The organism is Aquitalea sp. USM4 (assembly GCF_004328945.1).
Classification (GTDB): Bacteria; Pseudomonadota; Gammaproteobacteria; order Burkholderiales; family Chromobacteriaceae; genus Aquitalea; species Aquitalea pelogenes.
Genome location: NZ_CP029539.1, coordinates 19,963 through 46,817 on the forward strand (window position 1 = coordinate 19,963; position 26,855 = coordinate 46,817).

A 26,855-nucleotide genomic window follows, 5' to 3' on the forward strand; every position below is an offset into this window, starting at 1 on the left:
GAAGAATCACCCGGCAATCCATTCAGTGTAGAAAACAGGCTTAGAAAATGTGGCGCTTCAGCAGTGCCGCATCATGCTGCTCCAGAGCCATGTCGAAATCATCCACCATGATGACATCGCGCTTGAGCTTGCGTGCACGGGTGACCGCATCAAAATCAGCCTGGGTGATCAAGCCGCTTTGCAAGGCCTCTTCCAGTCGCTCACGCGCAGTAATGCGCGAGAACTTGCCATCACGCGCCAGCTTGCGCAGCTTTTGCTCGACGGGCTCGGTAGCCAGAATTGCATCCAGCGCATGACGCAGCACACCGACGGCATCTTCTTCCGAAGGCGATACATACATGCCCTGGGTCAAGCGATCGCGCATGCCGCCCGGCTCCATCATGGCGCGTGCAACCTTGGTGCCAATGCGATCGGATGCCGGCTTCAGCGTCAGGCCCCACGGGAAGATGATTTTGCGCAGCACCCAGGCCAGCCCACGACTGGGCAGGTTGGCCAGGAAGCCATCCATCGCCTGTTGCAGATCAAACAATGCGTTTTCCACCGCCCAGCGCAACACAGCCAGGTCTTCCTTTGGTGCGCCATCACGTTCAAAACGCTTGAGGCAAGCCGTGGCGATGTACAGATTGGACAACATGTCACCCAAACGGGCCGACAGCTTTTCGCGGAACTTCAGCGTGCCACCCAGGCTGAACATGGCCATGTCGGACAGCAAGGCAAAGGCACTGGAGAAACGGGTGACCTGCTTGTAGTAAAGCGCAGTTTCACCACCACGTGGCGCACCGGCAAAGCGGGCGCCGGTCAGCCCCAGCCACAGCGAACGGAACACATTGCTGATGACGAAGTTGATGTGACCGGTGATGGCACGATCAAACTCGGCAGCATCATTGGCCATGGCGGCCTTCATCTCGCGCAATACAAACGGATGGCAGCGGATGGCACCCTGACCGTAGATGATCATCGAACGGGTGAGGATGTTGGCACCTTCCACCGTAATGCCGATCGGGATGGACTGATAGGCACGTGCCAGATAGTTGCGCGGCCCCAGCACCACGGCCTTGCCGCCGTGAATGTCCATCGCATCATTGATGGTTTTGCGCATGCGCTCGGTGTTGTGATACTTGAGTACGGCGGACAGCACCGATGGCTTCTCGCCCATGTCCAGACCGGTCAGCGCCAGATCCTGCGAGGCTTCCATCTGGTAGGTGTAGCCGGCAATACGTGCCATGGCCTCGTCCACACCTTCGAACTTGCCGATGGGCAGGCCAAACTGGTCGCGAATGCGGGCATAAGCACCAGTAGTGAAGGTGGTTACCTTGCCGCAGGCCACCGACATGGCCGGCAGGGAAATGCAGCGACCAACCGACAGACACTCCACCAGCATGCGCCAGCCCTGACCGGCAAATTCACGCCCGCCAATGATCCACTCCAGCGGAATGAACACATCCTTACCCCAAGTCGGGCCATTCATGAACACAGCGCCACCCGGGAAATGACGGCGGCCAATGCAGACGCCTTCATGCTCGGTCGGCACCAGTGCGCAGGTAATGCCGATTTCTTCCTTGTCGCCCAGCAGGTGGTCCGGGTCGTACATCTTGAATGCCAGACCCAGAATGGTGGCCACCGGAGCCAGGGTAATCCAGCGCTTTTCCCAGCTGACGCGCAGGCCCAACACGTTTTCGTGCCGCTGGCCGCTGCGCGGGTCGGTATAGCTGCCACGGCAGACAATGCCATAGTCAGGAATGCTGCCTGCGTCCGAACCGGCATAAGGGCTGGTCAGGGCAAAGCACGGCACTTCCACGCCTTTGGCCAGGCGCGGCAGGTAATAGTCTTTTTGTGCTTCGGTGCCATAGTGCTGCAGCAACTCACCCGGACCGAGCGAGTTGGGCACCATGACCGACACCGCAGCAGAACCGCCACGCGTCGCAATCTTGGTAACCACTTTGGCGTGAGCATAGTTGGAGAATTCCAGACCGCCGTACTTCTTCTTGACGATCATGCCCAGAAAGCCGTTGTCCTTGATGAACTGCCACACTTCAGGCGGCAAGTCCTTCAGCTCGTGGGTGATCTTCCAGTCGTCGATCATCGCGCACAGCTGCTCGGTGGGGCCATCCAGGAAGGCCTGCTCTTCTGCGCTCAGCTTGGCATCCGGGAAGGCCAGCAGGCGCTGGTAATCCGGCTTGCCGGAGAACAAATCCCTATCCCACCACACCGTACCGGCATTAATCGCTTCCTGTTCGGTCTGCGACATCGCCGGGGTGATTTTCTTGAAGATACCGAATACCGGGCCGGTGAAAACGGCACGACGCAGCGGAACGATATTCAGCACAAATGCCAGAAGTGCAAACACACCCCAGACAATGGTGGAAACCGGGCAGCCAAACGCAAATTGCAGGCTGGCAAGCCAGGCTGCCAGCCCCACAGTCCACGCCAGCACCGGCGCGCGATAGTACGCCATCACACCAAGCAGTGCGATGAGAAGAACAGCAGCAAACATTGTGATTTACCCTCGTGTTGACCCTGCTAACCCTTGACAGGCGAGACCAACCCGGCAACCACAAATGGCACAAGATACTTCACGATCATGTCTGGATCCCGCGCGGAAACAATCTGGCTGCGTGTGAAAATCTTCAGCACATCATTTCCGGCGAAAGCGTTGAACATGACGCTGAATGCAAAGTGCATTCTCCAGGCCAGCTCCTCCACCCCAAGCTCTGGCAGCGCATGATGAAATGCGCGCGAGTAGCGTTGCACGAACACACTGTATTGCTGTGAGATGGTTTCACGCAGCAGCCGGTGGTTTTCCACCAGTGTGCGTGACAGAAGTCTGACAAACAGGGCCCCGCCCCTCGCAGGGTCCTTGGACAGTGCCAGACACGGCCGGATGAAGGTCGTGACCAAGCCTTCCACTGACAGCTTCTCTTCTCTTGCCTCCAGCTCGTCGAGTTCTGCAAGACAGGACGCAATCAAGGGCGCCAGCCTGCGCATGAACACGGCTTCAAACAGTGCATCCTTCGAGCCGAAGTGATAGTTCACCGCGGCCAGGTTGACTTCGGCCTGCTGAGTAATCATGCGAAGCGAGGTAGCCTCGAATCCGTGCTCCACGAACAGACGTTCGGAAACGTCAAGAATGCGTGTTGCCGTATCCGGGCGGCTGGCTTCCATGTTCTCTTGTGCCTTTTTTGTACTTGCAGGGTATTTAGTCTTGTCCATCTCAGCTTTCGAACAAGCGTTTCAAACTTACGTTTTAATTTGATCAATGTCAAGAACATCCCCCCATAAGTTCAGGTGGATTTCCAGTACACCATCGCGAAAACGGCAGTCTAAAGTCTAGACTGCCGTTCGTTTGAATGAAACGCAGGTATCAATATTTAGTCAAGTCCACGCGCCAGGTCCTTTTTCAGGTCCTCGACATTTTCCAGGCCCACGGCCACCCGGATCAGGCCTTCCTCGATGCCGGCTTTCTGCCGCACTTCAGGGGCCACCCGCGCATGCGTGGTAGATGCCGGGTGGGTAATTGTACTCTTTACGTCGCCAAGATTGGCAGTCCGTGAAATCAGTTCCACACCATCAACCAGTCGCCACGCCCCGGCACGCCCGCCTTTCACCACAAACGACACCACTGCACCACCCGCCTTTTGCTGACGCTGCGCCAGCTCATGCTGCGGATGGCTGGGCAGTCCCGGGTAATACACCCGTTCGATGGCGGGATGTGCCTCCAGCCAGCGCGCCAGTTCCAAGGCATTGGCGCTGTGTTTTTCCATGCGCAGCGACAGGGTTTCCAGACCGGACAACAACACCCAGGCATTGAACGGTGCCAGGGTCGGGCCGGCAGCGCGCACATGCAGGTAAACCTGCTCAACCAGCACATCACTGCCCACGACCGCGCCACCCATCACACGGCCATGACCATCCAGGTATTTGGTGGCGGAATGCATGACCAGATCAGCCCCCAGCTTCAGCGGCTGCTGCAAGGCCGGCGAACAAAAACTGTTATCCACCACCAGCAAGGCATTGTGACGATGAGCAAGGTTGGCAATGGCCGCGATATCCGCAATCTCGGTCAGCGGGTTGGAGGGGGTTTCCAAGAAAAACAGCTTGCTGTTGGGCTTGGCCGCAGCCTCCCATGCTGTCAGATCTCGTGCATCGACAAAGGTGGTTTCCACGCCGAATTTTGCCAGCAGCCCGGTAAACAGATTGGTGGTGGAACCGAACAGGCTTTGCGAGGAGACAATGTGATCACCTGCCTTGAGCAGGCTCATCATGATGGCCTGTATGGCCGCCATGCCGGTAGCTGTGGCGATGGCGCGCTCACCACCTTCCATCAATGCCAGTCGCTGCTGGAAGGCCGTGACGGTGGGGTTGGTGAAGCGGGAATAGGTATAACCTTCGATTTCACCCATAAACATGGCAGCGGCCTGCTCTGCCGACTCGTAACAGAAGCTGGAAGTCAGATGCAGGGCCTGGCTGTGTTCGCGATATTCACTGCTTTCACGGCCACCACGAATTGCCAGTGTTTCAGGATGATATTGTTGCGGATTATTTTCGACTGACATGATGATTCTCGAATCTTGTTGCCGGGAACAAGCCACCATGGCTCGCCACCGTCTTGCGCAGACTATCTTGCCTGATCAGTACCAGTTATCTAAATGAAATTGCGGCATAACGATGTCAGCCATCGGCAGCATGCCCGCGCCACCATGAAAAAAACCGGCCGAAGCCGGTTTTTCTGCGCCTGACTTACATCAGGTTTTGCTCTGCCACATTCAGGTTCAAATCAATCATCTGGGTGCTGACCGGATTTTCCTCTTTCTTGTCGGCACCGCGGGCGCACTCGATGGCATCCAGATAAGCCGCCGTGATATCACCGGTGATGTACTTGCCGTCAAAGCAGGAAGTTTCGAATTCATGCAGCTTCGGATTCACCGAATGCACTGCTTCCTGCAAGGCCGACAGGTCTTGGTAAATCACCGCATCTGCGCCGATTTCTGCCGCAATTTCCAGTTCGGTGCGACCGGTGGCCAGCAGCTCGGCACGGGTCGGCATGTCGATACCGTAAACATTGGGGAAGCGGACCGCCGGTGCTGCGGAAGCAAAGTACACTTTCCTGGCACCAGCATCACGCGCCATCTGCACGATTTCCTTGGACGTGGTACCACGCACGATGGAGTCATCCACCAGCAGTACATTGCGATCCTTGAATTCGCAGGCAACCGGATTGAGCTTCTGGCGAACCGATTTCTTGCGCACAGCCTGACCCGGCATGATGAAGGTGCGGCCGATATAGCGGTTCTTGATAAAGCCTTCGCGGTATGGCAAGCCCAGGCTGTTAGCCAGCGCCAAGGCACTTGGGCGGCTGGTATCCGGAATCGGCATGACTACGTCGATGTCCAGCTCCGGCAACACGCGGCGGATCTTCTCGCCCAGCTTCTCACCCATCACGATACGTGCCTGATAAACCGAAGCACCGTCAATCACCGAATCCGGGCGGGCAAAGTAGACATATTCGAACAGACAGGGCGCGTGGCGGACTTCCTTGGCACACTGACGGGCGTGGAAATCACCATCGAAGCTGACAAACACACCCTCACCCGGCTCGACATCACGCAGCGTGCTGAAGCCGGAGCAGTCCAGCGCAACCGATTCGGAAGCAAACATGTACTCGGTCTTGCCACTGCCCTGCGTGCTGCCGATCACCAGCGGGCGAATGCCATTGGGGTCACGGAAAGCCACCAAGCCGTAACCGGCGATCAGCGCTACCACGGCATAAGCACCACGCACACGGCGATGCACGGCTTCGATAGCACCAAAGATGGCCTCCACGCTCAACTCAAAGCCCACCACACGCTCGGCCAGTTCATGGGCGAATACGTTGAGCAGGACTTCCGAGTCGGAATTGGTGTTGATGTGACGCAGGTCGTGACGGAACATGTCCGCCTTCAGCTCGTCGGTGTTGGTCAGGTTGCCGTTATGCGCCAACACGATGCCGAAGGGCGAGTTGACATAGAACGGCTGAGCCTCGGCCAGACTGGAAGCAGAACCGGCCGTCGGGTAGCGCACGTGTGCGATACCGGCATTGCCCATCAGGGAGCGCATATTGCGGGTGCGGAATACATCGCGCACCATGCCGCTGCCCTTGTGCATGTGAAAGGTCTTGCCACTGGAGGTGACAATACCCGCCGCATCCTGCCCACGGTGCTGCAGCACTTGCAGTCCGTCATACAACAACTGATTGACGGGGGACTGCCCTACCACGCCTAGAATTCCACACATTGCTCTACTCTCTCTTCCCAACTACCAGGATTTTCAGACAAAACCTACAGCCAAAGAAAAAGGCGGAAATCTTGAGGTGAAGATATCAAGATAATCCGCCTGTTCCATCACACTAACCGGTGTAATGCAGATTGTCTGCCAGCATGGCTGGCAGCCAGGGCCTTAATGACAAGGCCAGTGATTCGAATGGAGCGGCCAATACCGCATTCCTCCACATAGGCTGGCGCGGCATGTCACTCAAGCCGCCCACCAGCACCAGCACCGTGACCAGCACCAGCCCGCGAGCCAGGCCGAACACGGCACCCATCAATCGGTTCAGACCACCCAGACCGGCCGAATCCAGCAGACTGGTCAGGGTGATACGCAATAATGCCGTGGCCAGCCACGACAGGAAAAACAGCAGTACAAAAGAAGCCAGCAGACGCAAACCCTGGCTTGGCAATTCGTTGGGCATGAAGCTTGCCACCAGTGGCGACAACTCCTTGGCACACCAGAAAGCCAGCAGCCAGGAGCCCAGCGACAGCACCTCGGCCACCAGGCCGCGCACCATGGCCACCAGCACGGAGCCAAGCAGGATGGCGATCACAATGTAGTCAAAGACGGTCATCGTTGCTTACTTGCTCACGACAATGCCGGAAACCCCAGCCTGGGAAAGCTTGCGCAATGCAGCTTCTGCCTCTGCCCGGCTGGCAAACGGCCCGACCCGCACACGGGTGACTTCACCCTTGCTGGTTTGCACCTTGCTGAAGTGGGCAGACACCCCAAGAGCAGACAACTTGTTCTTGAGTGCATCGGCCTTGGCCGGGTCTGACAGTGCCGCCAGCTGGATCACGGATTTGCCATTGCCGACATTATCCACTTTTTCCGGCTTGGACTCACTTTTCTTTACAGCAGCCGGCTTGCTTGCCGGTTCGTCATCAAAATGACCAGACAAAATGGCTGCCGGGTCAGGCTGTTTATGCTTGGCCGGAGCGGGCTTCTCCGCCTTGGCAGGCTTGCTGTCAGCCACTACCGGCTGACGCGCTTCCACCGGTTTGCTGGCCACTTTCTTTTTCGGCGGTTCGTGCACCAGCGGCTGGCTGGCGCCTTCCGGTGCCTTTGCCTTGGACTGCCCGGCGGCGATGGCACCTACCGTCGCCACCGCTGCAACTGCTGCAGGTGCCGCCACACTGGCAGTGGTGGCTGCAGGTTTGTCCGGCACCACAGAATTCAGATCTGCCGGCAGCTGGGTGCCGACAGTTTTGGCAACCGGAGCAGACGCACTGGCCAGGGCCGGAGCCGATGCCACCGGCTTGCCAACAGCAGGTGCAGAAGCACTGGCCACATGCACGGCCGGGGGCAGCGCAGTTTCTGCCGGAGCGCCGGAAGCTTCACTGGCGATCTCCACCGACTCCGGGCGCATTTGCTGATCCGGCAGATGACCAACCACATTCCACAGGACGCCCGTGGATACCGTCACCAGCACAACCGCACCAACCAGGCGACGCCGGGCACGCTTGCGCAACAAAATCAGTTCATCGTGGGCAGACAGTGCCATGCCATCCTCAAGTGCGTTGCCGACGGGCTTCCAGCACCTCGGCAACAGTGTGGAAAGAGCCAAAAACGGTAATTCTATCATTCTCGCCCGCTGCCGATAAGGCAGCTTGCCAGGCAGACGCAACATCTTCGAAGGCACGCACCTTGCCGATGCCCAGCGCATTCAGTTGCGCGGCAATCCCGGTGCCGCTCTGCCCGCGTGGCATATCAAGGCCAGCCACGAACCAGCCATCGAATTCATCCTTGGCCAGTTCGGCCACGGCAGCCAGGTCCTTGTCCGCCAGCATGGAAAATACTGCGTAACGGTTTTCGGCAAACGGTAACTGGCGCAGGCTGGCCACCATGGCCTTGACCGCATGCGGATTGTGACCGACATCCAGCACCACCACCGGCCGGCCCGGCAATACCTGGAAACGACCGGGCCATTCCACTTCGACCAGGCCTTGCTTGAGCGCACCAATACCGACCGGCAGGCGCTCATGCAGGCAGTCGAGCACTGCCAATGCAGCTGCGGCATTGCCCAGCTGGTAGCCACCACGCAGCGCAGGCATGGGCAAGGCATGGCGACGTGCGCTGCCCATCTGGAAGGACCATTGATTGTCCATGCGGCTATAGCTGTAATCGCGACCCAGCAGTTTGAGGTCGGCACCGATGACCGCGGCATGATCCAGCAGGCGCTGCGGCGGCTGCGGGTCTGCGCAGATGGCTGGCTTGCCCGGTCGGTAGATACCGGCTTTCTCGAAGCCGATATCCTCGCGGTTGTCACCCAGAATGGCAGCGTGGTCGATATCCACACTCACCACCACCGACACATCCGGTTCAAAGATGTTCACCGCGTCCAGACGTCCACCCAGGCCAACTTCCATGATGGCCACATCGACTTTTTCTTCGATAAAGCTGTGCATGGCCCCCAGGGTGCCGAACTCGAAATAAGTCAGCGAGGTATCACCACGCGCCGCATCGATAGCCGCAAAACTCTTGATGATGCGCTCATCACTCACTGGTTTGAGGTCGATCGCCACCCGCTCGTTATAGTGCTGGATGTGCGGCGAGGTATAACAGCCCACCTTGAAACCGGCACGCTGATACATGGTGGAGAGCATGGCACACACCGAACCCTTGCCATTGGTCCCGGCCACCATGATGACCGGGAAAGTGGGTTGCAGCTGCATGGCATGCCACACTTTGCGTACCCGTTCCAGACCCATGTCTATGGTGGTGACATGCAGGCCTTCCAGCCATTGCAACCATTCGTTCAGCGTAGTTCTTTGCATCATGGATTTTCCAAAACAGCAGGTGTAAGCCGCTCTGCTTCCGGATGGAACCACAGCAGATAGACCCGCAATTGCCGCAGTGCTTCCTGATCGGCGCTATCCGGCAACAGCAGACAACTGTGACGACGGCCTGCGGCCGTCACATTGACGATGACAAACAAGGGGGACACAAAACAGTCGTCGCGCAACTGCACTTCAACAGTGCGGTCGCCTTGCAAGCACTGCATGCGGCCATGGGCATCCACTTCGATACGCCGCACCCTGTCCGGATTTCCCCAGCCGTTGGCACGCAAGGCAAGCCACCCCAGCAGAAACTGACAGGGCAGCAGTGCCCACATGCGCGGCTGATAAAGCATCAACAAGACAGCAGACAAGGCCAGCACGCACAACACCAAAAGCAAGAAGATGCGGGACGGGCGTAATTGCAGCGCAAAGGGCGGCAGCAAGCGGGCCTTGTGCATGAAATGGCTTACAGCTCGCCTGCCGGGCTGTTGCTGATATCGCCTTCTACCGTATCCAGTACGGTAGAGTGGATTTCCACATCAAACCATTCCCAGAAGGTCTTGAGCGACATGTCCTTGGGCCACAGGTCTTCGTCGTCATACCAGGACGCCACTTCAATCTTGAACAATTGTTCGTACTGCTCATCGATATGGGCAACTGCCTCTTCCGGCTCATTGAACTCCGGCAACAGGATCACCGTGCAGTCACTGCGCAGGCTGTCCAGGGTCAAATCCACCATATCGTTGCCGGGCACGGCATTCAGCCAGTCCAGAAATGGCTGTTTGGGTTTGATTACGGCAACCGAGCGGTCAACAAAATACATGGCATTCCTTTCCATTCCGAGTTGGCGCGCATTGTAACCCAAGTCCGCAAGGACCAGCACGCCGCATGCTACAATTGCGACCATTGAACCCTGATTACAAGATGCTGCAATGTCATTGATTTCTGTTGAAAAGGCCTGCCTGGCTTTTGGCCATCACGCTTTGCTGGATAATGTCGAATTCGCGCTGGAGCCGGGCGAAGTGGTTGGCCTGATTGGCCGCAATGGTGCCGGCAAGTCGTCCTTGCTCAAGGGCATTGCGGGCGCCATCACGCTGGACGACGGGCGCATCAACATCAAGGGTGATGTGCGCGTGGCCTACGTGGCACAGGAGCCGGAACTCAACCCGGAGGACACCGTTTTTGACGCGGTTGCCAGCGGACTGGGCGAATTGAAAGCCTTGCTCAGCGAATACCATCAGGTTACCCAGCAACTGACCCAGCCGGATGCCGATCATGAAACCGCGCTGGCACGCATGGAAACGCTGCAACATGCACTGGAAGCACGTGATGGCTGGCAGTTTGATGCACTGATCTCCACCACCCTCTCCCACCTGGACCTGCAAGCCGACACCCTGATCCGTGAACTGTCCGGTGGCTGGAAAAAGCGCGTGGCACTGGCCCGTGCACTGGCGGCCAAGCCGGACGTGCTGCTGCTGGACGAACCGACCAACCATCTGGACGTTGCTGCCATCGAATGGCTGGAAGGCTTGCTGAAGAACTTCAGCGGCAGCGTGCTGCTGATCACCCACGACCGGCGCTTTCTGGACAATGTCGCCACCCGCATTGTGGAACTGGACCGTGGCATCGTGCGCAGCTATCCGGGCAGCTTCACCGCCTACCAGGTGCGCAAGACCGAAGAAATCGCCATCGAGGAAGAGCAGAACCGCATTTTTGACAAATTCCATGCGCAGGAAGAAGTGTGGATCCGCAAGGGCATCGAGGCACGCCGTACTCGTAACGAAGGCCGTGTCCGCCGTCTGGAAGCCATCCGCCGCGAACGCAGCGCCCGGCGCGAACGCGTGGGACAGGTCAATTTCCAGCTGGATGCCGGCGAGCGCTCGGGCAAACTGGTGGCCGAGCTGGAACATGTCAGCAAGGGTTTTGAAGGCCGCACCCTGATCAAGGACTTCACCACCCGCATCCTGCGCGGTGACAAGATCGGCCTGATCGGCCCCAATGGTGCCGGCAAGACCACCTTGCTCAAGCTGATCCTGGGTCAGCTGGAAGCGGACAGCGGCAGCATCAAGCAAGGCAGCAAGCTGGAGATTGCCTACTTCGACCAGTTCCGCGAACAGCTGGACGAAGACACCAGCGTGGCCGACATCATCAGCCAGGGCAATGACTTCGTCGAAATCGGCGGGGTGAAAAAGCATGTGATGAGTTATCTGGAAGACTTTCTGTTCTCGCCGCAACGTGCGCGCAGCCCGGTGCGCTCGCTGTCTGGTGGCGAACGTAACCGCCTGTTGCTGGCCCGCCTGTTCACCCGTCCGGCCAATGTACTGGTGCTGGATGAACCCACCAACGACCTGGACATCGACACGCTGGAACTTCTGGAAGACGTGATTGCTCAATACAGCGGCACGGTGTTTCTGGTCAGCCACGACCGGGCTTTCCTCGACAATGTGGTTACCCAGGTAATTGCCTTTGAAGGCAATGGTCAGCTGGAAGAATATCCGGGCGGCTATCAGGACTGGATCGACACCAAGGCGCGCATGGCAGCCATGCAGGGAACAGCGGCCAGCAAGACCACCACGACAGCCAGCAAGCCGGCCGCCCCGGCCAAGCCGGAGAAGCAGCGGAGCAATCGCAAGCTTTCTTATAATGAAACCCGCGAGCTGGCCGCACTGCCCGATGAGATTGCCGCTCTGGAACAGGAACAAGCCACGCTGAACCAGCAACTGCTGGACCCGAACTGCTATCGCGACACCCCCAAGGAAGCCATTGCCTGGCAGCAGCGCATCGAAGCCATCGACGAATTGCTGCTGGAAAAACTGGCCCGCTGGGAAGAACTGGAGGCAAAACAATCATGAGCAAAACCCGGCCCACCCTGCCCTCCCCGCAACGCCGCCGCCTTTTGGGCGGTGCCATGCTGGGCACGCTGGCTTTGTGGCTGAGCGGCTGCGGCACACCGCCGAAGAAGACCAGCCACGTGCGCCCCTATCCATCACAGGACAAAACGCTGTCTGCCCTGAAAGCAGATGGCGCGGGCCGGGAAATCCTCATGTACACCCTGGGACTGCTGGATCTGGACTACAAGTTCGGTGGTGCCAACCCGGAAGCCGGGCTGGATTGCAGCGGCATGGTCAGCTACATCTACCTGAATGCGGTGGGAGTGAAGCTACCGCACAATGCCGCCCAGATCGCCAGCCTGGCGCGCCCCGTCAGCAACAGCCAGATGCAAGTAGGCGACCTGGTGTTCTTCAACACCATGAACCGCTCCTTCTCCCACATGGGCATTTACATTGGCGACAACAAGTTCGTGCATGCCCCGCGCACCAATAGCGCCATCCGGGTAGACCGGCTGGACAACAGCTATTTCTCCGCCCGCTTCGAAGGGGCGCGCACCCTGTTTGCCTGAACATGGATCATCACTGGCAAAGCCGCTTGATCCGGGGCTGGCAGCAAAGACCCACCCTGCACCGGGATGGCGTCTCCCTGCAAGAAGACTGGCTGCTGCGCAAGTTACAGCAGGCATTGAATGGTGATGCGCTACAGATTGACGGCCTGTCACTGCTCAGCCGGGACAGCACCCTACATCTGACGTCACAGCAACCACTTGCCGCCAGGCTGACCCTGCACTTCGACTTTCTGCCCATCGACTGGGATAGCCGGCAAATACGACTGCGCTATCACGTGCAGGGCGAGGCCATATCCCCCTCCACCACACGCCGCTTGTTGGGCGGACTGCTGCTGGGCGTGATGGAAGGCGCATTCGGCCACAAGGCGCTGCGACAGCTGGCCAAGCCGCTGGACTGGCTGAACCTGGAGCAGGATGTTGCCATTATCGACCTCACCCGCTTGCCGGCGCTGCAACAATGGCTGGACTACCCGCTGCTGGGTAAACCGCTGGCTGCGCGCCTGACCATCAAGGCCATCGAGACCAGCCCCGGCCTGCTGCGCATACGCCTTGGCCGCTCACCAGCTCCAGCAGACTGAAAAACGAAACGCATGCCGAAACATCTGGCGCAATAAAAAACCCCGCCGTAGCGGGGTTGTTCGCGTCAGGGTGAAATCAATCAGCCCTTGACTACCTTGGCGATGGCTTCAGCCACATACGGCAGGTTCTTGCTGTTCAGCGCGGCCAGGCAGATACGGCCGGTGGATACGGCATAGATGCCGAATTCGCTCTTCAGCACTTCCACTTGCGCTGCAGTCAGGCCGGTGTAGGAGAACATGCCACGTTGCTGCGCCACGAAGGAGAAGTCCTGCTCAACACCCTGTGCCTTGATGGCGTCAACCAGACCGGTACGCATGGCGCGGATGCGGTCACGCATGCCTGCCAGTTCGTCTTCCCACTGCTGACGCAGTTCCGGGCTGGACAGCACGGCAGCAACGATGGCAGCACCGTGGATCGGCGGGTTGGAGTAGTTGGTACGGATCACGCGCTTCAGTTGCGACAGCACACGGCCGGTTTCTTCCTTGCTGGCAGTCACGATGGACAGAGCACCAACACGCTCGCCGTACAGCGAGAAGCTCTTGGAGAAGGAGCTGGACACGAAGAATTGCAGGCCGGAAGCCGAGAACAGGCGCACGGCAACGGCGTCAGCATCGATACCGTCAGCAAAACCCTGGTAAGCCATATCCAGGAAAGGAACCAGACCCTGGGCACGGCACACTTCCACCACTTCAGCCCACTGGGCGTCGGACAGGTCGGCACCGGTCGGGTTGTGGCAGCAGGCATGCAGCACGATGACGGAACCGGCAGCCAGACCTTGCAGGAAGGACTTCATGCCTGCAAAGTCAACGCCACGGGTCGCTGCGTCGTAGTAGGGGTAGTTTTCCACGGTGAAACCGGCGGATTCAAACAGCGCGCGGTGGTTTTCCCACGACGGGTTGCTGATGTAAACCTTGGATTCCGGGTTCAGGCGTTTCAGGAAGTCGGCACCAATCTTCAGGGCACCGGTACCGCCCAGCGCCTGGGCAGTCACTACCTGACCATTGCTGATCAGCGCGCTGTCAGCACCGAACAGCAGGTTTTGCACGGCGCTGTCGTAAGCGGCCGGGCCTTCGATCGGCTGATAGCCACGCGGCAGCAGCGCATCAACGCGGGCCTTTTCCGCGGCCTTGACGGCAGCCAGCAGCGGGATCTTGCCATTGTCGTCGCTGTAAACACCCACACCCAGGTTCACCTTGAAGGGACGGGTATCGGCGTTGAAAGCTTCGTTCAGGCCAAGAATCGGGTCGCGCGGGGCCAGTTCCACCGCGGCGAAGATCGAAGAGGTCATGCAGGGGCTCCATTTGCTTTGCAGAACAGCCGCAACCGGGCGCTGAGCATGCAGCAGGCCACGGCTGATTGATGAAAATCTTTGTCCGGGACAAAGTTTACCACCATCTGCGGGCTTGCTGCGCTGCAAAGCCGACAAAACAACAAGCTGCCAGCGCATTTGTGTCTGACAGGACATTGCATACAATCCACCGCTCGGACACGGCATCCATGCCCCTGACTTGAACCTTCTTGAACCTTGCACGCCAAGGTCTAGTCTCAATGCAAATACAAACGCATGATGAGGAGTTCTGACCATGAAAAAAGGCATCCTGCTGTTCTGGCCGTCTTTTCTGATCGCCGCACTGGCTACCAGCGTGTTTTTCTCGATTTTCGACCCCGCCGAGTTAACCCTGCACGGCAATGCCCTGTTTGCCGACAAGCTGTCGGCCTACTCGGTATTTTTCCTGATCAGCTGGGCTTTTGGTGCGCTCAATACTGCCATTGTGCTGGTACTGGAAAAGTCCTCCCGCGACATTAACGGCTTTACACCGCCACCGGTGCAACCCATGGATGATGCGGAAGACCCGCTGCGCAGCTGAAACGGCGTGGTGCGTGGGCAGACAAGAAAGGGCGACCCGCGTCGCCCTTTTGCTTGACTGTTTTCAGCCAGACGCATCAGCCATGAGACGGTGCAACCGGAGTCTGCCCCACCACAAAATATTTGCGCACCGGCTGCACTACCTCGAACACGCCGGTGAAACCTGCCGGTATCACCGCCGCTTCGCCAGGCTTCACTTCCACCACTGTCCCGGCTTCATCATGCAGGCGCACCAGTCCTTCGATCACGCAGAAGAATTCGTGCTTGTTATCGGCAAACTGAATGCGCCAGGCACCGGTCTCGCAGGCCCAGATACCACAACTGAGCGCCTCGTCGGCGGTTTCGTAGTGAGTCCAGGTATGACGCTGCGGATTCCCGGCCAGCAGTCGATCCGGACGGGGCTGGTCGGCTACGGGTGTCACTGCCTGGGAAAAATGGGTGATGGCGGGCATGCGGCTTGTTCCCTGCAAACGAAAAACACCATTATCACCGTAGCTGCCCGCTGGAGCCAGACTCACCCAGCCGCTGTGCCATACGGCGCAACATCAGCTTGCTCAGCAGCCAGTGCACAGGCAGCACCAGCGCCAGATACAGCCAGCCACCCCAGTGATGTGGCCGTACCCAGGTTTCAACCTGCAGGCGGCTGCCACCAACCTCGGGGCTGACTGACAGCAGAATGCGGAAATCCAGATGACGGTCATCCTCACCCAGCACCGCCAGTTGCGGGCCAAGGTGCATGATGCGGAACATGCCGATATGGCCGCCCGGTTGCAAAGACAAGGTTCCGGACTGCTGCATGGGGCCGGTCTTGAGGCCAAAGCGTGCCACCAGCCGGTTACGCCATGCCATCAGGGTGCCAGCCCAGCCTGGTGCAGCAGTGGAAAAAGCCGTCAGCAGCTGTGTTGCGCCAAGGTCGGCCCTTCGGCAATGTGCCTGATGCATGTCGCGAAACGGGTAATGCGCAGCCTGTGGCAGGGAGTCCGGCATAAATGGTTTTCCTGGGACGAAAAGCTGATTATCCCGTGGCTTGTGTCCGCTGCTCCATGCCTGAAACTACCTAGTAGCGAGTGTTATCGGTGCCGCAATCAACTTGAATCCCATCTCGCAGGCCTGGTTTGCCTCTTTCCAAGCCTGCCGGCAAAGCCAGGCAACATTCAAAGCCCGTCTTGCCACTTGATGGACGCATGCGAGCCGTCACAAAACGGCTTGTTAGCAGAAGCCCCGCAGCGACATAAGGTCATACGCTCCCGTACCGGATAGGGCTTGTCGCCCTCGACATCCAGCGCATCCGCTGCTTTCACCCACAAGGCAGCCGAACAGTGCAGCTTCGGGTCTTCCAGCAAATAGAGAGCCTGGGTATCAGGCTCTTTGCTGATTTGTTCTTGCGACTGGATATCCCACACTTTCAAGCGACCAGCAGGGCAATGTTCTGCCTCGCGTACAGCCAAGGCAATCGACTGTGCATCTGTCTGCTCCACCAGATTCCAGATCTGGCCACCCGCATCGCAAAAGCGAGCAAAGGCACAGAGCTTTTCGGCATCGGACAAAGCAGCGACCGGCCCCTCTTGCAACTGTGCTTGCTGGAAATAGTCTGCACGGGTTGCATCTACCCGACCATCGAAACCGGTGGTCTGGTGGCTGCCATCACAATAGGGCTTGTTGGCGGAATGACCACACCGGCACAACAAGCTGCCTTCTTCCTGCAATGGAAAGGCTTTGCCTTCGCGATAGCTCCAGGACAAGCCTTGTGCGTTTGGCTGAATGAACAGTTGGGTGATTTGCCTGGCACCCACCACGCGATAGGACCCATTGGCCAAAACAGTAATTTTCATTGCTTTCATTGCCTGCTCCTGTGCGCTATTGAGCTAACCTTGCCGCATTATGTGACTGTCTGTTGGTACGGTAACTGGGGCTTATCACAGGTGGCGCAGTGACTTTTCCGATGGATCTGCCGGAAGTCGCCAAATGCAATAAAAAAAGCCGACCTGCTGGGTCGGCTTTTGGCAGTAGGTGTTTTCCAGTCAGGCAAACACCAGCTGACCGTCGCGTGCTTCCACCATGATGGTGGCCTTGGGCGGATACTTGCCAGCCAGAATGGCCTTGGCCAGCGGGTTTTCCAGCTCGTTCTGGATGGCACGCTTGAGCGGACGTGCGCCATAGACCGGATCGAAGCCTTCTTCCGACAGCAGCGACAAGGCGTCTTCGCTGATCTGCAGATTGAGCTCCAGCTTGGCCAGACGACTTTCCAGACCCTTGAGCTGGATACGGGCAATGGCCTTGATGTTCTTCTCGTCCAGACCGTGGAACACCACTACCTCGTCGATACGGTTGATGAACTCTGGGCGGAAGTGGGTTTTCACCTCGGCCATCACCGCCAGCTTGATCACCTGATAGTCATCCGTTGCCATGGCCTGGATTTGCTGGCTGCCCATATTCGAGGTCATCACCACCACCGTGTTCTTGAAGTCCACGGTGCGGCCCTGGCCATCAGTCAGGCGGCCGTCATCCAGTACTTGCAGCAGGATGTTGAACACATCCGGATGCGCTTTTTCCACCTCGTCCAGCAGGATCACGCTATACGGTTTGCGGCGTACTTGCTCGGTCAGATAACCACCCTCTTCGTAACCCACATAGCCGGGAGGTGCGCCAATCAGCCGCGCTACCGAGTGCTTCTCCATGTATTCGGACATGTCGATGCGGATCAGGTGCTCTTCGCTGTCGAACATAAAACCGGCCAGCGTCTTGCACAGCTCGGTCTTGCCCACGCCGGTCGGCCCGAGGAACAGGAAGGAACCATAGGGCTTGTTCGGGTCGGCCAGACCGGAACGCGAACGACGGATGGCATCGGCCACTGCGCGCACTGCTTCGTCCTGCCCCACCACGCGCTGGTGCAGCACTTCTTCCATGCGCAGCAGTTTTTCCCGCTCCCCGGTCAGCATTTTCGACACCGGAATACCTGTAGCCCGGCTGATGACTTCGGCAATTTCCTCGGCACCTACCTGGGTACGCAGCAAGCGGTTGGGCTTGTTGTCCGCACCGGCATCGGCTGCTTCGGCTTCACGCAGCTGGGCTTCCAGCTGCGGCAGCTTGCCATATTGCAGCTCGGCCAGCTTCTGCCAGTCGCCCTTGCGCTTGAGGTCTTCCATGTCCACCTTCAGGCGGTCGATTTCCTCCTTGATGGACTGACTGCCTTGCGCCGCGGCTTTTTCTGCCTTCCAGATTTCCTCCATGTCGGCGTATTCACGCTGCAGACGCTGGATTTCGTCTTCGATCAACTGCAGGCGCTTCTGACTGGCCTCGTCGGTTTCCTTGTTGACCGCTTCACGCTCGATTTTCAGCTGGATCAGGCGGCGGTCCAGCTTGTCCATGGCTTCCGGCTTGGAGTCCAGCTCCATCTTGATACGGCTGGCGGCTTCATCGATCAGGTCGATGGCCTTGTCCGGCAGGAAGCGATCAGTGATATAGCGGTTGGACAGCTCGGCCGCTGCCACGATGGCCGGGTCGGTAATGTCCACACCATGGTGGATTTCATACTTCTCCTGCAGGCCACGCAGAATGGCGATGGTGTCTTCCACCGTCGGCTCATTCACCAGCACCTTCTGGAAGCGGCGCTCCAGTGCAGCATCCTTTTCGATGTACTTGCGGTATTCGTCCAGCGTGGTGGCACCAATGCAGTGCAGCTCGCCACGCGCCAGCGCCGGTTTGAGCATATTGCCGGCATCCATCGCACCATCGGCCTTGCCCGCCCCTACCAGGGTGTGGATTTCGTCGATGAAGATCAGCGTCTGGCCATCGTCCTTGGACAAATCATTCAGCACGGCTTTCAGGCGTTCTTCGAATTCGCCACGGAACTTGGCACCGGCAATCAGCGCTGCCAGGTCCAGCACCAGCAGCCGTTTGTTTTTCAGGCTATCCGGTACTTCTCCGTTCACAATACGCTGGGCCAGTCCCTCGACAATAGCGGTCTTGCCCACGCCGGGTTCGCCAATCAGCACCGGGTTGTTCTTGGTACGGCGCAGCAGCACCTGAATGGCGCGGCGGATTTCATCATCGCGGCCAATCACCGGGTCCAGCTTGCCGTTACGGGCGCGCTCGGTCAGGTCGGTGGTGTACTTTTTCAGTGCCTCGCGCTGGCTTTCCGCGTCCTGACTGCCCACGGTCTGGCCGCCACGCACCGCCTGGATGGCAGCCTGAATGGCGTTGTGATTACCACCATGTTCTTTCAGCAGGCGGCCGGTTTCACCCTTGTCCTGCGACAGGGCGGACAGGAAGGACTCACTGGAGATGTATTCATCCCCCTGCTTGGTGGCAATCTTGTCGGTGACATTGAGCAGGTTGCCCAGCTCGCGCGAGACAGTGATTTCACCATTGGTGCCCTGCACTTTCGGCAGGCGCTGGATGGCGCTTTTGAGTGCCAGTTTCAAGCCCGGCACATTGACACCGGCACGGGCCAGCAGGCCGCCGATACCGCTGTCGTTGTCATCCATCATGGTCAGCAGCAGGTGTTGCGCCTCGATATAGGCATTGTCTTCAGCCAGCGCCATGCTTTGTGCGTCGCCCAGGGCCTGCTGGAATTTTGTCGTCAGTTTTTCGAATCTCATCAAAAAGCTCCCTTCAAACAAGATAACGCTCTGTTTGCAATATTCACGCATGCCACACACCCTGCCCGACCAGAAGGTGCAGCCATCTGACACTGCATATGCGGGCAGATTTCAACGCCACAAGGCATGGTATGTTTTTTTCTCATGGCTGGAGCCCAAAATGGCAAAAAAAGAAAAGCCGGATGATTAATCCGGCTTTTACCATTCCAGCAAACAGGCAAGTCAGGTGCGGAAAGCCCGGACTTCTTCCTTCAGGGCATCGGCCAGACCCGCCATATGGCGTGCCGTTTCTGCCGAGCGTTCGGCCGCATCGTTGCTGGCTTCGGCCTGCCGGGCCACCGAATTCACCCGCTCGGCCATCTGCTCCACGATGTCACGCTGTTGCGACAGTTCGCGGTTGATGTTTTCCACCACTTCCATCGCGCGACGCGAGTCTTCCACGATGGAGCCGATTGCCTGACGGGCGGCCGAGGTAATGGCCGCGCCTTCGGACGCCTGCACCACCGATTGGCGCATGGATTTGACCGCGCCTTCGGTCGCATCCTGGATCTTGCTGATCATCCCGCTGATTTCCTGGGTAGACACACTGGTGCGCTCGGCCAGCTTGCGCACTTCGTCGGCCACCACGGCAAAGCCGCGCCCCATCTCCCCGGCACGCGCCGCTTCGATGGCGGCATTCAGTGCCAGCAAATTGGTCTGATCGGCAATATCGTGAATCACGTTGACGATGGCGGTAATCTGCTGCGCGCTGCTCTCCAGCATTTTCAGGCTGTCGGCCGCACCGGCCAGGGTGGCGGAAATCTGGCTGACGCCATCCACCGCGGCCACCAGGCTCTGACTGCCTTCCATGGCTGCCGCACTGGATGCGCGGGCGGCGTCACTGGCTTCACCGGCCACTTTTTCGATTTGCGCCACACCGGCAATCAGCATGCCGGTTTGCTCGGACATGGCCTGCGCACTCTGGCGCTGTTCACCCGAGCTGGCAGCAGCGGCTCCAGCCTTGTCGGACAAATCCTGTGCGGCGTGGTCAAGGTCCACCGCATGGGAGCTGGTGCGGTTGAGTGCCTGCTGGAAGCTGTCCAGCAGGCTGTTCATGGCATCGGCCACCTGCCCTACTTCATCCTTGCGGTTGATGGCCAGCCGCCGGGTCAGGTCACGGCTATCGCGGATATTGCCTACGTCAGCCACCAATTGCTGCACCGGTCTTGCCACCAGACGACGGGTAAACAGCAGCAGGGCAAGCGCCAGAATGGTCAGCAGCAAGGCTGCACCACCAGCCAGCCACAGCAGCAGCTGGCGGTTTTCCTTTTCCAGCTCGCTACGGGTTTCATTGCTGACGATCATCCAGCCCCATGGTTTGTAAGTGGCATAGGACAGCATGTGTTCGGCCACACCGGCATCACCGGGCAGCTTGACGTTGAGATTGCCCTGACCGGCTGCCATCAGCTCGTTGGCATAGGCCTGGCCGTTGGCATCAAGGTCCTTGCTGACGGCCCGACCGGACAATTTGGGATGCAGCACATATTGCCCGTAGGTTCTGGATGTCTTGTTGACGTCGATGATGTCGACATGACCGCTTTCGGCCAGCTTCACCTTGGACAGACGCACCAGCAAACCGGCAATGCCTTCGGTGGCGCCCACGCCGACAAAGGTGGCGCCGATGACATTCTGCGCAGCATCCTTGATGGGGCTGTAACTGGTGATGTAGTCACGACCATACAGGTCCACCCGGCCGGAATAGTTCTCGCCATTCATCAACTGGGCATAAGCCGGGCTGGCGTGATCGAGCTTGCTACCCAGTGCGCGCCCGCCGTCTTCTTTCAATACCGAGGTAGCAACACGGACAAACTCGTTACCGTCCTTTACAAACAGGGTGGCGACATTACCGGTCTTGGAGGAAAAGCGGTCGACAATATCGTTGTTGCCATTGACCGGCGTACTGCCCAACACCAGTGCGGGTGTCGAGGTACCGGCCACGTCGATGCGGCTGGCCGGGTTAAGGGAGAATGCGCCACCGATTTCGCCCAGCAGGACTTTCTCGAACTGCCGGGTAGTGATCTTGAGCGATTCATTAAAGGCATCAATCATGTTGAGCGACTGCGTCAGCAGCTGCGCCTGTACCTTTTCCGTCCGCTCTTGCATCACCCTTCCGGTGAACACATAGAGTGGCAACATCAGGGCCATTGCCACCACCACCATCAGGACTACCTGGGTCGTTACCAGCCGCGACCCAATGCTCATGCCTCGCTTCATCAGCTTCACCCTCTACACTGCCGCACCTGTTTTACAGGATTGTTTATTTATAATTCAGTATCTTTTTGAAATACTGGCTTTATATCAGCGAACAAGAAAAATGCGCGAGAAACATGCAGTTGTCAATGCAAACCCACGCTCTTGCCATTGCTGATCAAGCAAGAACAACGCCAGCAAACCCTGTACATTCAGCCAGATTAAAGCCTCATTCAGCAGCATAGCCTGCTTTTCCGCAGTGAGGGTGTGACAGCATCACCAGCGGCAAGCGGACAATAAAAAACCCGACAGTGCGTCGGGTTTGCTGTGGTTTGAACGGTATCAGTCCATTCAGTCAACACGGATGCGGGCAGCGCCGGCCTCCAGCCTGCCAATCACCCGTGCATAGCCGAAACCCTGGTCATGGAAAGCGGCCAGCACGGCATCGGCCTGCTCTGCTGCCACCGACACCAGCAAACCGCCACTGGTTTGCGGATCGGCCAGCAGGCGACGCTGCCACTGCGCCACGCTGTCGGCATAATCGACAGCCTGATCAAAACTGGCCTGATTGCGTTCGATGGCGCCCGGTCCATAACCCTGCTCGGCAAAGGCCTGCGCTTCACGAATCACCGGAATCCGTGCCATCTCCAGCTGCGCTTGCAGGCCGGAGCCCTTGCAGATTTCCAGCAAGTGCCCCAGCAGGCCAAAACCGGTGACATCGGTCAGCGCATGCACACCGGGCAGTTGCGCCAGCGTGCTCCCCACCTTGTTCAACTGCGTGGTGGAGGCAATTAGGGCCTGATAGCCTGCCTCGTCCAGCACGCCCTTTTTCATGGCTTGCGCCAGAATGCCGACGCCCAGGCCCTTGCCCAGAATCAGCACATCTCCCGCGCGGGCATCGCTATTGCGCTTGAGCTTGTCCGGATGCACCAGCCCCAGCGCCACCAGGCCGTAAATGGGTTCCGGCGAGTCGATGGAGTGGCCACCGGCAATCGGGATTCCCGCGTCCGCACACACGGCCTGGCCACCATCCAGAATGGCGCGGATGGTTTCCACCGGCAGCACATTCACCGGCATGCCGACAATGGCCAGAGCCATGATGGGTGTGCCACCCATGGCGTAGATGTCCGACAGCGCATTGGTGGCAGCAATGCGGCCAAAGTCGAAGGCATCATCCACGATGGGCATGAAGAAGTCTGTGGTGGCCACAATGGCCTGCTCGTCATTCAAGCGATACACCGCTGCATCATCACTGGTCTCGGTGCCGACCAGCAGTTGCGGGAACACCATTTTTTCCCTGGCGGTGGACAGGATGGACTCCAGCACCGCCGGTGCGATTTTGCAGCCGCAGCCACCACCATGAGACAATTGCGTGAGTTTGATTTCAGCCATTTCCAGGACCACCTTCCCTATGCACTTCAAGGTCGCGACGCTAGCACAGCTGGCGCAGTTTGACGAGATCATCGACGTGCGCTCGCCCGGCGAGTTCGCCGAGGATCATCTGCCGGGTGCCATCAACTGCCCGGTGCTGGATGACGCAGAGCGGATTCAGGTAGGCACGCTGTACAAGCAGGTGAGCCCGTTCGAGGCGCGCAAGCTGGGCGCGGCACTGGTGGCGCAAAACATTGCCCGTCACCTGCAACAGCAGTTTCACGACCGGCCCAAGCACTGGAAACCGCTGATTTATTGCTGGCGCGGCGGTCAGCGTTCGGCGTCGATGGTCATCATCTTCAGCCAGATCGGCTGGGCGGCCCACCAACTGGATGGCGGTTACAAGCAATACCGCCAGCAAGTGCTGGCCGACCTCGCCAGCCTGCCTGCACAGTTGGACTTGCAAGTGATTTGCGGCCCGACCGGTTCCGGCAAAAGCCGGCTGCTGGATGCACTGCACCGTGCCGGCAAACAGGTGCTGGATCTGGAAGGTCTGGCCCGCCACCGGGGTTCGGTATTGGGCAAGCTGCCCGATCAGGCACAGCCGACGCAAAAATGGTTCGACACCCAGCTGCACCAGGCCATGCTGCGGCTGGACCCGGCGCGGCCGGTATACATAGAGGCCGAAAGCCGCAAGATCGGCCAGATCACCCTGCCGGACAGTCTGTTTGCCCGCATGCACGACAGCGACTGCCTGCAGTTGCAGGTGGCACGGCCCGAACGGGTGCGCTTCTTGCTGGAGGACTACCCGTTTTATGTCAGCGAGCCGGAAAGACTGGAAACGCAGCTGGGTTTTCTCAAGGCCGTGCATTCACGTGAGCAACTGCAACAATGGCAGGCCATGATCAGCCACGGCGACTATGCCGCACTGGTGGAACAATTGCTGGAACAGCATTACGACCCGCTCTACACCCGCTCCATGCACAGGCATTACCACCGGCTGCAACAGGCAGTACTACTCAAGCCGGACAGCCTGCAGGCCGATGCACTGGATGCGCTGGCCGCCAGCCTGCCCGGTTAAGCAGGGTGTGCACTGCCCCGGATTAACAGCATTTGCCCGGTCGCATTGCAGCTGACGGTTCATCACACGGGTGCGCAGCCGGTGAAAGGGGTAGAATAGGCCCCTTACCGCGCTCCTTCTTCCTTGTTTGGCATGAGTTCACACGCACAACTCGACTGGCTGGATGGTCAGCCCGTTTCGGTCGCCTTTGGTGATGTCTATTTTTCCCGCAGCAGTGGCCTGGACGAAACCCGTCACGTCTTCATCCGGCACAACCAGCTGGAAGAACGCTTTGGCGACTTGCCGGCCCAGGGACAGTTCTGCATCGGGGAAACCGGCTTTGGTACCGGCCTGAATTTCCTGTGTGCCTGGCAGCACTTTCTGCAGCACGCGCCGGACACCGCCCGCCTGCACTTCATCAGCACGGAGCGCTATCCGCTAAGCCGGGCAGACCTGCAACAGGCGCTGGCCTTGTGGCCGGAACTGGCAGCACAGGCGGAACAGCTGTTACAGCAATACGATGTGCTGACCGGTGGCTGGCACCGCTTTGTGCTGGAACAGGGGCGCATCATGCTGACCCTGCTGATTGGCGATGTGCTGGAAACCCTGCCGCAGCTGGATGCCCGCATCGACGCCTGGTTCTTGGACGGTTTTGCCCCATCCAAAAACCCGGACATGTGGCAACCCGCCCTGTTTGCCCAGATGGCACGCCTGTCTGCACCGGGCGCCAGTTTTGCCACCTTTACCAGTGCCGGTTTCGTACGCCGCGGCCTGAAAGAAGCCGGGTTTGCGGTGCGCAAGGTGGCCGGGCATGGCCAGAAACGTGAAATGAGCTGTGGCGAACTGCTGACGCCGCCAGCGGCAGCATGGTCAGCCCCCTGGTATGCCCGTCCCGCGACAGTCGCGCAACAAGAACGCAGCGCCATCGTGGTGGGAGGCGGTATTGCCGGGGCAGCCACCGCCCACAGCCTGGCCATACGCGGCTGGCAAGTCACCCTGATTGAACGCCTGCCCGCACTGGCCCAGGCAGCGTCCGGCAACCCGCAAGGCGTGCTTTACACCAAGTTGTCGCCGCACTTCACCCCGCTTACCCGTCTGGTTCTGGCGGGCTATGCCTATTCCTTGCGCTGTCTGCACCAACATTTGCCGCAGGGCGAAGAGAGCTGGCAAGCCTGCGGCGTGCTGCAACTGGCGCACGACAGCAAGGAGGCCGAACGCCAGTCCCGGCTGGCGCAAGCCGGGCTGCCAAGCTCCTTGCTGCACTTGGTGGATAGTGAAGAAGCCAGCCGGATTGCCGGCATTGCGCTGCCATCCGGCGGGCTGTTTTTCCCGCAAGGTGGCTGGCTGAACCCACCCAGCCTGGTGCAAGCCTTGTGCGCTCACCCCAATATCCAGCTGCGTACCAGCCATACCGTTATCGAGCTGGATTACAACCCGGTCGAGCAGAGCTGGCTGGCCAGCAGCGAACAAGGCCCGCTGGCCATGGGCAGTGTGGTGGTGCTATGTACCGCCGCCGATACCACCGCCTTCGACAGCACCAGCCATTTGCCGCTCAAGGCGATCCGTGGCCAGGTAAGCACCCTGCCGGTGACCGCCGAGAGTGCCGCCTTGCAAACCGTGCTGTGCGGTGAAGGCTATGTTTCACCGGCACGCCATCAGCATCATTGCGTGGGTGCCAGCTTCAAGTTTGACGCAGACCACCTTGACGTCACGACAGACGAACATGCGGAAAACCTGCAGATGCTGGCAGGACTGGCACCTGCCCTGCACCAGGCCTTGCAGGCCGATACCCTGAGCGCGGAGCAACTGGGTGGCCGCGCCGCCTACCGCTGCACCAGCCCGGACTACCTCCCCATCATCGGCCCGGTGGTGAACCGGCAGGACTTTGCCAACTGCTACAGCGCACTGGCCAACGATGCCACGCTGCCACTGACACAAGCAGCACCGTATATTCCCGGCCTGTATGTGAATGCCGCCCATGGCTCGCGCGGCATGATCACCGCCCCGCTGTCCGGCGAAATCATTGCTGCCTATCTGGAAGGCGAAGCCGCCCCGCTACCGGTGGACCTGATGCAGGCAGTGCACCCCAGCCGCTTTTTACTGCGCCGACTGATTCGCAAGCAGGGCTGAGCCTTCAGCCTGGCGGGCCACCGCCTGTTCAATCACCTGGCGGATGTCATCCGGAATGGCTACCGGCACCCCGGCCTGGTAGTCCACCCACACCAGGGTGACGTCGCCATAGGCATACACGGTGTGCGGGTCACCCTGCCGGTAGAAATGATGGCGCAACTGCAAGCTACTGCGACCCAGCTTTTCCAGCTCGATGGTGATTTCCACCGTGGCCGGGTAGGTCAGTTGCTTGCGGAAGGTGCAGGAGGTGCTGGCCAGAACCGGCCCCCTGCCCTGGGGATTGATGCTGTGCCCCATGGACTCCAGCCAGTTCAGGCGGATTTGCTCCAGATAGCGGAAGTAATAAGTATTGTTGAGATGGCCAACCGCATCCATGTCACCCCAGCGCATGGTGATGGTCTGGCGGTCAATGACCGGGTAGGTTTTTTCCACTATGTTCTCCTTACCTTAACGTCATGCTGTGCTGCATCATAACGCCAGCCGTCAAAATCCGTCACAAAAAAACCATGCAATGATGCTATTGAGAGCCAGTACG

The 26,855-nt window shown here is 59.0% G+C and carries 24 protein-coding genes; 7 read left to right on the forward strand and 17 right to left on the reverse strand.

What is annotated here, in order from left to right; genetic code table 11:
• Positions 1–40 precede the first annotated feature (40 nt).
• The 9 genes from DKK66_RS00105 to DKK66_RS00145 all read right to left on the reverse strand — a co-directional run bounded on the left by DKK66_RS00105 (position 41) and on the right by DKK66_RS00145 (position 9,906).
• Positions 41–2,494: an acyl-CoA dehydrogenase gene (locus tag DKK66_RS00105; RefSeq protein ID WP_131354348.1), complete on the reverse strand. Its 2,454-nt coding sequence runs from the start codon at positions 2,492–2,494 to the stop codon at positions 41–43.
• Positions 2,495–2,520: 26 nt separating this feature from the next.
• A complete protein-coding gene (locus DKK66_RS00110) occupies positions 2,521–3,162 on the reverse strand; it encodes a TetR/AcrR family transcriptional regulator (RefSeq protein WP_045848053.1) in 642 nt (213 codons plus the stop codon).
• A 206-nt stretch (positions 3,163–3,368) separates the two neighbouring features.
• Positions 3,369–4,553 carry an O-succinylhomoserine sulfhydrylase gene (locus DKK66_RS00115; RefSeq protein ID WP_131354351.1) on the reverse strand — a complete coding sequence of 395 codons (1,185 nt, stop codon included), beginning with the start codon at positions 4,551–4,553 and terminating at the stop codon, positions 3,369–3,371.
• A 184-nt stretch (positions 4,554–4,737) separates the two neighbouring features.
• The gene (gene purF, locus DKK66_RS00120) at positions 4,738–6,270 is read right to left on the reverse strand and encodes an amidophosphoribosyltransferase (protein WP_131354354.1); all 1,533 of its coding nucleotides are present in this window, start codon (positions 6,268–6,270) and stop codon (positions 4,738–4,740) included.
• Positions 6,271–6,382: 112 nt separating this feature from the next.
• Positions 6,383–6,877, reverse strand: coding sequence for a CvpA family protein (locus DKK66_RS00125; RefSeq protein WP_045848050.1), 495 nt, complete (start codon positions 6,875–6,877; stop codon positions 6,383–6,385).
• 6 nt (positions 6,878–6,883) lie between these two features.
• Positions 6,884–7,807 (reverse strand): SPOR domain-containing protein, encoded by a 924-nt coding sequence (locus DKK66_RS00130; protein ID WP_131354357.1) that lies wholly within the window; start codon positions 7,805–7,807, stop codon positions 6,884–6,886.
• Positions 7,808–7,814: 7 nt separating this feature from the next.
• Entirely contained in the window at positions 7,815–9,080 is a 1,266-nt protein-coding gene (gene folC, locus DKK66_RS00135) for a bifunctional tetrahydrofolate synthase/dihydrofolate synthase (protein ID WP_131360757.1), read from the reverse strand.
• Complete coding sequence (locus DKK66_RS00140) at positions 9,080–9,541, reverse strand: protein YgfX (RefSeq protein WP_131354360.1); 462 nt, start codon at positions 9,539–9,541, stop codon at positions 9,080–9,082. The genes folC and DKK66_RS00140 overlap by 1 nt, the downstream gene beginning before the upstream one ends.
• An 8-nt stretch (positions 9,542–9,549) precedes the next feature.
• Positions 9,550–9,906, reverse strand: coding sequence for a hypothetical protein (locus DKK66_RS00145; RefSeq protein ID WP_131354363.1), 357 nt, complete (start codon positions 9,904–9,906; stop codon positions 9,550–9,552).
• Positions 9,907–10,015: 109 nt separating this feature from the next.
• On the opposite strand from DKK66_RS00145, the gene DKK66_RS00150 reads away from it, so the two are divergent.
• Genes DKK66_RS00150 through DKK66_RS00160 form a run of 3 tightly spaced genes read left to right on the forward strand, consistent with a single transcriptional unit; the run spans position 10,016 to position 13,061 of the window.
• On the forward strand, positions 10,016–11,935 hold the full coding sequence (locus DKK66_RS00150) for an ATP-binding cassette domain-containing protein (RefSeq protein ID WP_131354366.1): 1,920 nt from the start codon (positions 10,016–10,018) through the stop codon (positions 11,933–11,935).
• Entirely contained in the window at positions 11,932–12,483 is a 552-nt protein-coding gene (locus tag DKK66_RS00155; protein ID WP_242673531.1) for a C40 family peptidase, read from the forward strand. Before DKK66_RS00150 ends, DKK66_RS00155 begins: the two co-directional genes overlap by 4 nt.
• A 2-nt stretch (positions 12,484–12,485) precedes the next feature.
• The gene (locus DKK66_RS00160; protein WP_131354369.1) at positions 12,486–13,061 is read left to right on the forward strand and encodes a hypothetical protein; all 576 of its coding nucleotides are present in this window, start codon (positions 12,486–12,488) and stop codon (positions 13,059–13,061) included.
• An 80-nt stretch (positions 13,062–13,141) separates the two neighbouring features.
• Here the strand turns inward: DKK66_RS00160 and DKK66_RS00165 are convergent, their stop codons facing one another.
• Positions 13,142–14,350, reverse strand: a complete 1,209-nt coding sequence (locus DKK66_RS00165) for an amino acid aminotransferase (RefSeq protein ID WP_045848045.1) — start codon at positions 14,348–14,350, stop codon at positions 13,142–13,144.
• Positions 14,351–14,645: 295 nt separating this feature from the next.
• On the opposite strand from DKK66_RS00165, the gene DKK66_RS00170 reads away from it, so the two are divergent.
• Positions 14,646–14,930 (forward strand): hypothetical protein, encoded by a 285-nt coding sequence (locus tag DKK66_RS00170; RefSeq protein WP_131354372.1) that lies wholly within the window; start codon positions 14,646–14,648, stop codon positions 14,928–14,930.
• Positions 14,931–15,006: 76 nt separating this feature from the next.
• On the opposite strand, the gene DKK66_RS00175 is transcribed toward DKK66_RS00170, so the two are convergent.
• From DKK66_RS00175 to clpB, 4 genes are all read right to left on the reverse strand, one after another.
• Positions 15,007–15,381 carry a cupin domain-containing protein gene (locus DKK66_RS00175; protein ID WP_131354375.1) on the reverse strand — a complete coding sequence of 125 codons (375 nt, stop codon included), beginning with the start codon at positions 15,379–15,381 and terminating at the stop codon, positions 15,007–15,009.
• Positions 15,382–15,415: 34 nt separating this feature from the next.
• Positions 15,416–15,916 (reverse strand): DUF2867 domain-containing protein, encoded by a 501-nt coding sequence (locus tag DKK66_RS00180; RefSeq protein ID WP_131354377.1) that lies wholly within the window; start codon positions 15,914–15,916, stop codon positions 15,416–15,418.
• Positions 15,917–16,083: 167 nt separating this feature from the next.
• A complete protein-coding gene (locus DKK66_RS00185) occupies positions 16,084–16,761 on the reverse strand; it encodes a CDGSH iron-sulfur domain-containing protein (RefSeq protein WP_165494079.1) in 678 nt (225 codons plus the stop codon).
• Between the two features lie 189 nt (positions 16,762–16,950).
• Positions 16,951–19,530 (reverse strand): ATP-dependent chaperone ClpB, encoded by a 2,580-nt coding sequence (clpB, locus tag DKK66_RS00190; RefSeq protein ID WP_131354383.1) that lies wholly within the window; start codon positions 19,528–19,530, stop codon positions 16,951–16,953.
• A gap of 49 nt (positions 19,531–19,579) precedes the next feature.
• On the opposite strand from clpB, the gene DKK66_RS20115 reads away from it, so the two are divergent.
• The gene (locus DKK66_RS20115) at positions 19,580–19,720 is read left to right on the forward strand and encodes a hypothetical protein (protein ID WP_165494080.1); all 141 of its coding nucleotides are present in this window, start codon (positions 19,580–19,582) and stop codon (positions 19,718–19,720) included.
• Positions 19,721–19,752: 32 nt separating this feature from the next.
• Here DKK66_RS20115 and DKK66_RS00195 read toward each other — a convergent pair whose 3' ends face one another.
• Both DKK66_RS00195 and selD read right to left on the reverse strand, forming a co-directional pair.
• Positions 19,753–21,771, reverse strand: a complete 2,019-nt coding sequence (locus tag DKK66_RS00195; RefSeq protein WP_062789014.1) for a methyl-accepting chemotaxis protein — start codon at positions 21,769–21,771, stop codon at positions 19,753–19,755.
• A gap of 339 nt (positions 21,772–22,110) precedes the next feature.
• Complete coding sequence (selD, locus tag DKK66_RS00200; RefSeq protein WP_131354389.1) at positions 22,111–23,151, reverse strand: selenide, water dikinase SelD; 1,041 nt, start codon at positions 23,149–23,151, stop codon at positions 22,111–22,113.
• A gap of 19 nt (positions 23,152–23,170) precedes the next feature.
• Between selD and mnmH the strand changes: the two genes are divergently transcribed.
• Positions 23,171–24,211, forward strand: a complete 1,041-nt coding sequence (gene mnmH / locus DKK66_RS00205; RefSeq protein WP_131354392.1) for a tRNA 2-selenouridine(34) synthase MnmH — start codon at positions 23,171–23,173, stop codon at positions 24,209–24,211.
• A gap of 132 nt (positions 24,212–24,343) precedes the next feature.
• Positions 24,344–26,320: a bifunctional tRNA (5-methylaminomethyl-2-thiouridine)(34)-methyltransferase MnmD/FAD-dependent 5-carboxymethylaminomethyl-2-thiouridine(34) oxidoreductase MnmC gene (mnmC, locus tag DKK66_RS00210; protein ID WP_131354394.1), complete on the forward strand. Its 1,977-nt coding sequence runs from the start codon at positions 24,344–24,346 to the stop codon at positions 26,318–26,320.
• Here mnmC and DKK66_RS00215 read toward each other — a convergent pair.
• Entirely contained in the window at positions 26,288–26,752 is a 465-nt protein-coding gene (locus DKK66_RS00215; protein WP_131354396.1) for a thioesterase family protein, read from the reverse strand. The genes mnmC and DKK66_RS00215 overlap by 33 nt on opposite strands.
• Positions 26,753–26,855: the final 103 nt, after the last annotated feature.

What these genes read in the sequence shown, in the direction of transcription:
- DKK66_RS00105 (WP_131354348.1), bottom strand. Translation starts at nt 2,494, where the DNA reads ATGTTTGCTGCTGTTCTTCTCATCGCACTGCTTGGTGTGATGGCGTAC.
- DKK66_RS00110 (WP_045848053.1), bottom strand. Translation starts at nt 3,162, where the DNA reads ATGGAAGCCAGCCGCCCGGATACGGCAACACGCATTCTTGACGTTTCC.
- DKK66_RS00115 (WP_131354351.1), bottom strand. Translation starts at nt 4,553, where the DNA reads ATGTCAGTCGAAAATAATCCGCAACAATATCATCCTGAAACACTGGCA.
- purF (WP_131354354.1), bottom strand. Translation starts at nt 6,270, where the DNA reads ATGTGTGGAATTCTAGGCGTGGTAGGGCAGTCCCCCGTCAATCAGTTG.
- DKK66_RS00125 (WP_045848050.1), bottom strand. Translation starts at nt 6,877, where the DNA reads ATGACCGTCTTTGACTACATTGTGATCGCCATCCTGCTTGGCTCCGTG.
- DKK66_RS00130 (WP_131354357.1), bottom strand. Translation starts at nt 7,807, where the DNA reads ATGGCACTGTCTGCCCACGATGAACTGATTTTGTTGCGCAAGCGTGCC.
- folC (WP_131360757.1), bottom strand. Translation starts at nt 9,080, where the DNA reads ATGCAAAGAACTACGCTGAACGAATGGTTGCAATGGCTGGAAGGCCTG.
- DKK66_RS00140 (WP_131354360.1), bottom strand. Translation starts at nt 9,541, where the DNA reads ATGCACAAGGCCCGCTTGCTGCCGCCCTTTGCGCTGCAATTACGCCCG.
- DKK66_RS00145 (WP_131354363.1), bottom strand. Translation starts at nt 9,906, where the DNA reads ATGTATTTTGTTGACCGCTCGGTTGCCGTAATCAAACCCAAACAGCCA.
- DKK66_RS00150 (WP_131354366.1), top strand. Translation starts at nt 10,016, where the DNA reads ATGTCATTGATTTCTGTTGAAAAGGCCTGCCTGGCTTTTGGCCATCAC.
- DKK66_RS00155 (WP_242673531.1), top strand. Translation starts at nt 11,932, where the DNA reads ATGAGCAAAACCCGGCCCACCCTGCCCTCCCCGCAACGCCGCCGCCTT.
- DKK66_RS00160 (WP_131354369.1), top strand. Translation starts at nt 12,486, where the DNA reads ATGGATCATCACTGGCAAAGCCGCTTGATCCGGGGCTGGCAGCAAAGA.
- DKK66_RS00165 (WP_045848045.1), bottom strand. Translation starts at nt 14,350, where the DNA reads ATGACCTCTTCGATCTTCGCCGCGGTGGAACTGGCCCCGCGCGACCCG.
- DKK66_RS00170 (WP_131354372.1), top strand. Translation starts at nt 14,646, where the DNA reads ATGAAAAAAGGCATCCTGCTGTTCTGGCCGTCTTTTCTGATCGCCGCA.
- DKK66_RS00175 (WP_131354375.1), bottom strand. Translation starts at nt 15,381, where the DNA reads ATGCCCGCCATCACCCATTTTTCCCAGGCAGTGACACCCGTAGCCGAC.
- DKK66_RS00180 (WP_131354377.1), bottom strand. Translation starts at nt 15,916, where the DNA reads ATGCCGGACTCCCTGCCACAGGCTGCGCATTACCCGTTTCGCGACATG.
- DKK66_RS00185 (WP_165494079.1), bottom strand. Translation starts at nt 16,761, where the DNA reads ATGAAAATTACTGTTTTGGCCAATGGGTCCTATCGCGTGGTGGGTGCC.
- clpB (WP_131354383.1), bottom strand. Translation starts at nt 19,530, where the DNA reads ATGAGATTCGAAAAACTGACGACAAAATTCCAGCAGGCCCTGGGCGAC.
- DKK66_RS20115 (WP_165494080.1), top strand. Translation starts at nt 19,580, where the DNA reads ATGCCACACACCCTGCCCGACCAGAAGGTGCAGCCATCTGACACTGCA.
- DKK66_RS00195 (WP_062789014.1), bottom strand. Translation starts at nt 21,771, where the DNA reads ATGAGCATTGGGTCGCGGCTGGTAACGACCCAGGTAGTCCTGATGGTG.
- selD (WP_131354389.1), bottom strand. Translation starts at nt 23,151, where the DNA reads ATGGCTGAAATCAAACTCACGCAATTGTCTCATGGTGGTGGCTGCGGC.
- mnmH (WP_131354392.1), top strand. Translation starts at nt 23,171, where the DNA reads ATGCACTTCAAGGTCGCGACGCTAGCACAGCTGGCGCAGTTTGACGAG.
- mnmC (WP_131354394.1), top strand. Translation starts at nt 24,344, where the DNA reads ATGAGTTCACACGCACAACTCGACTGGCTGGATGGTCAGCCCGTTTCG.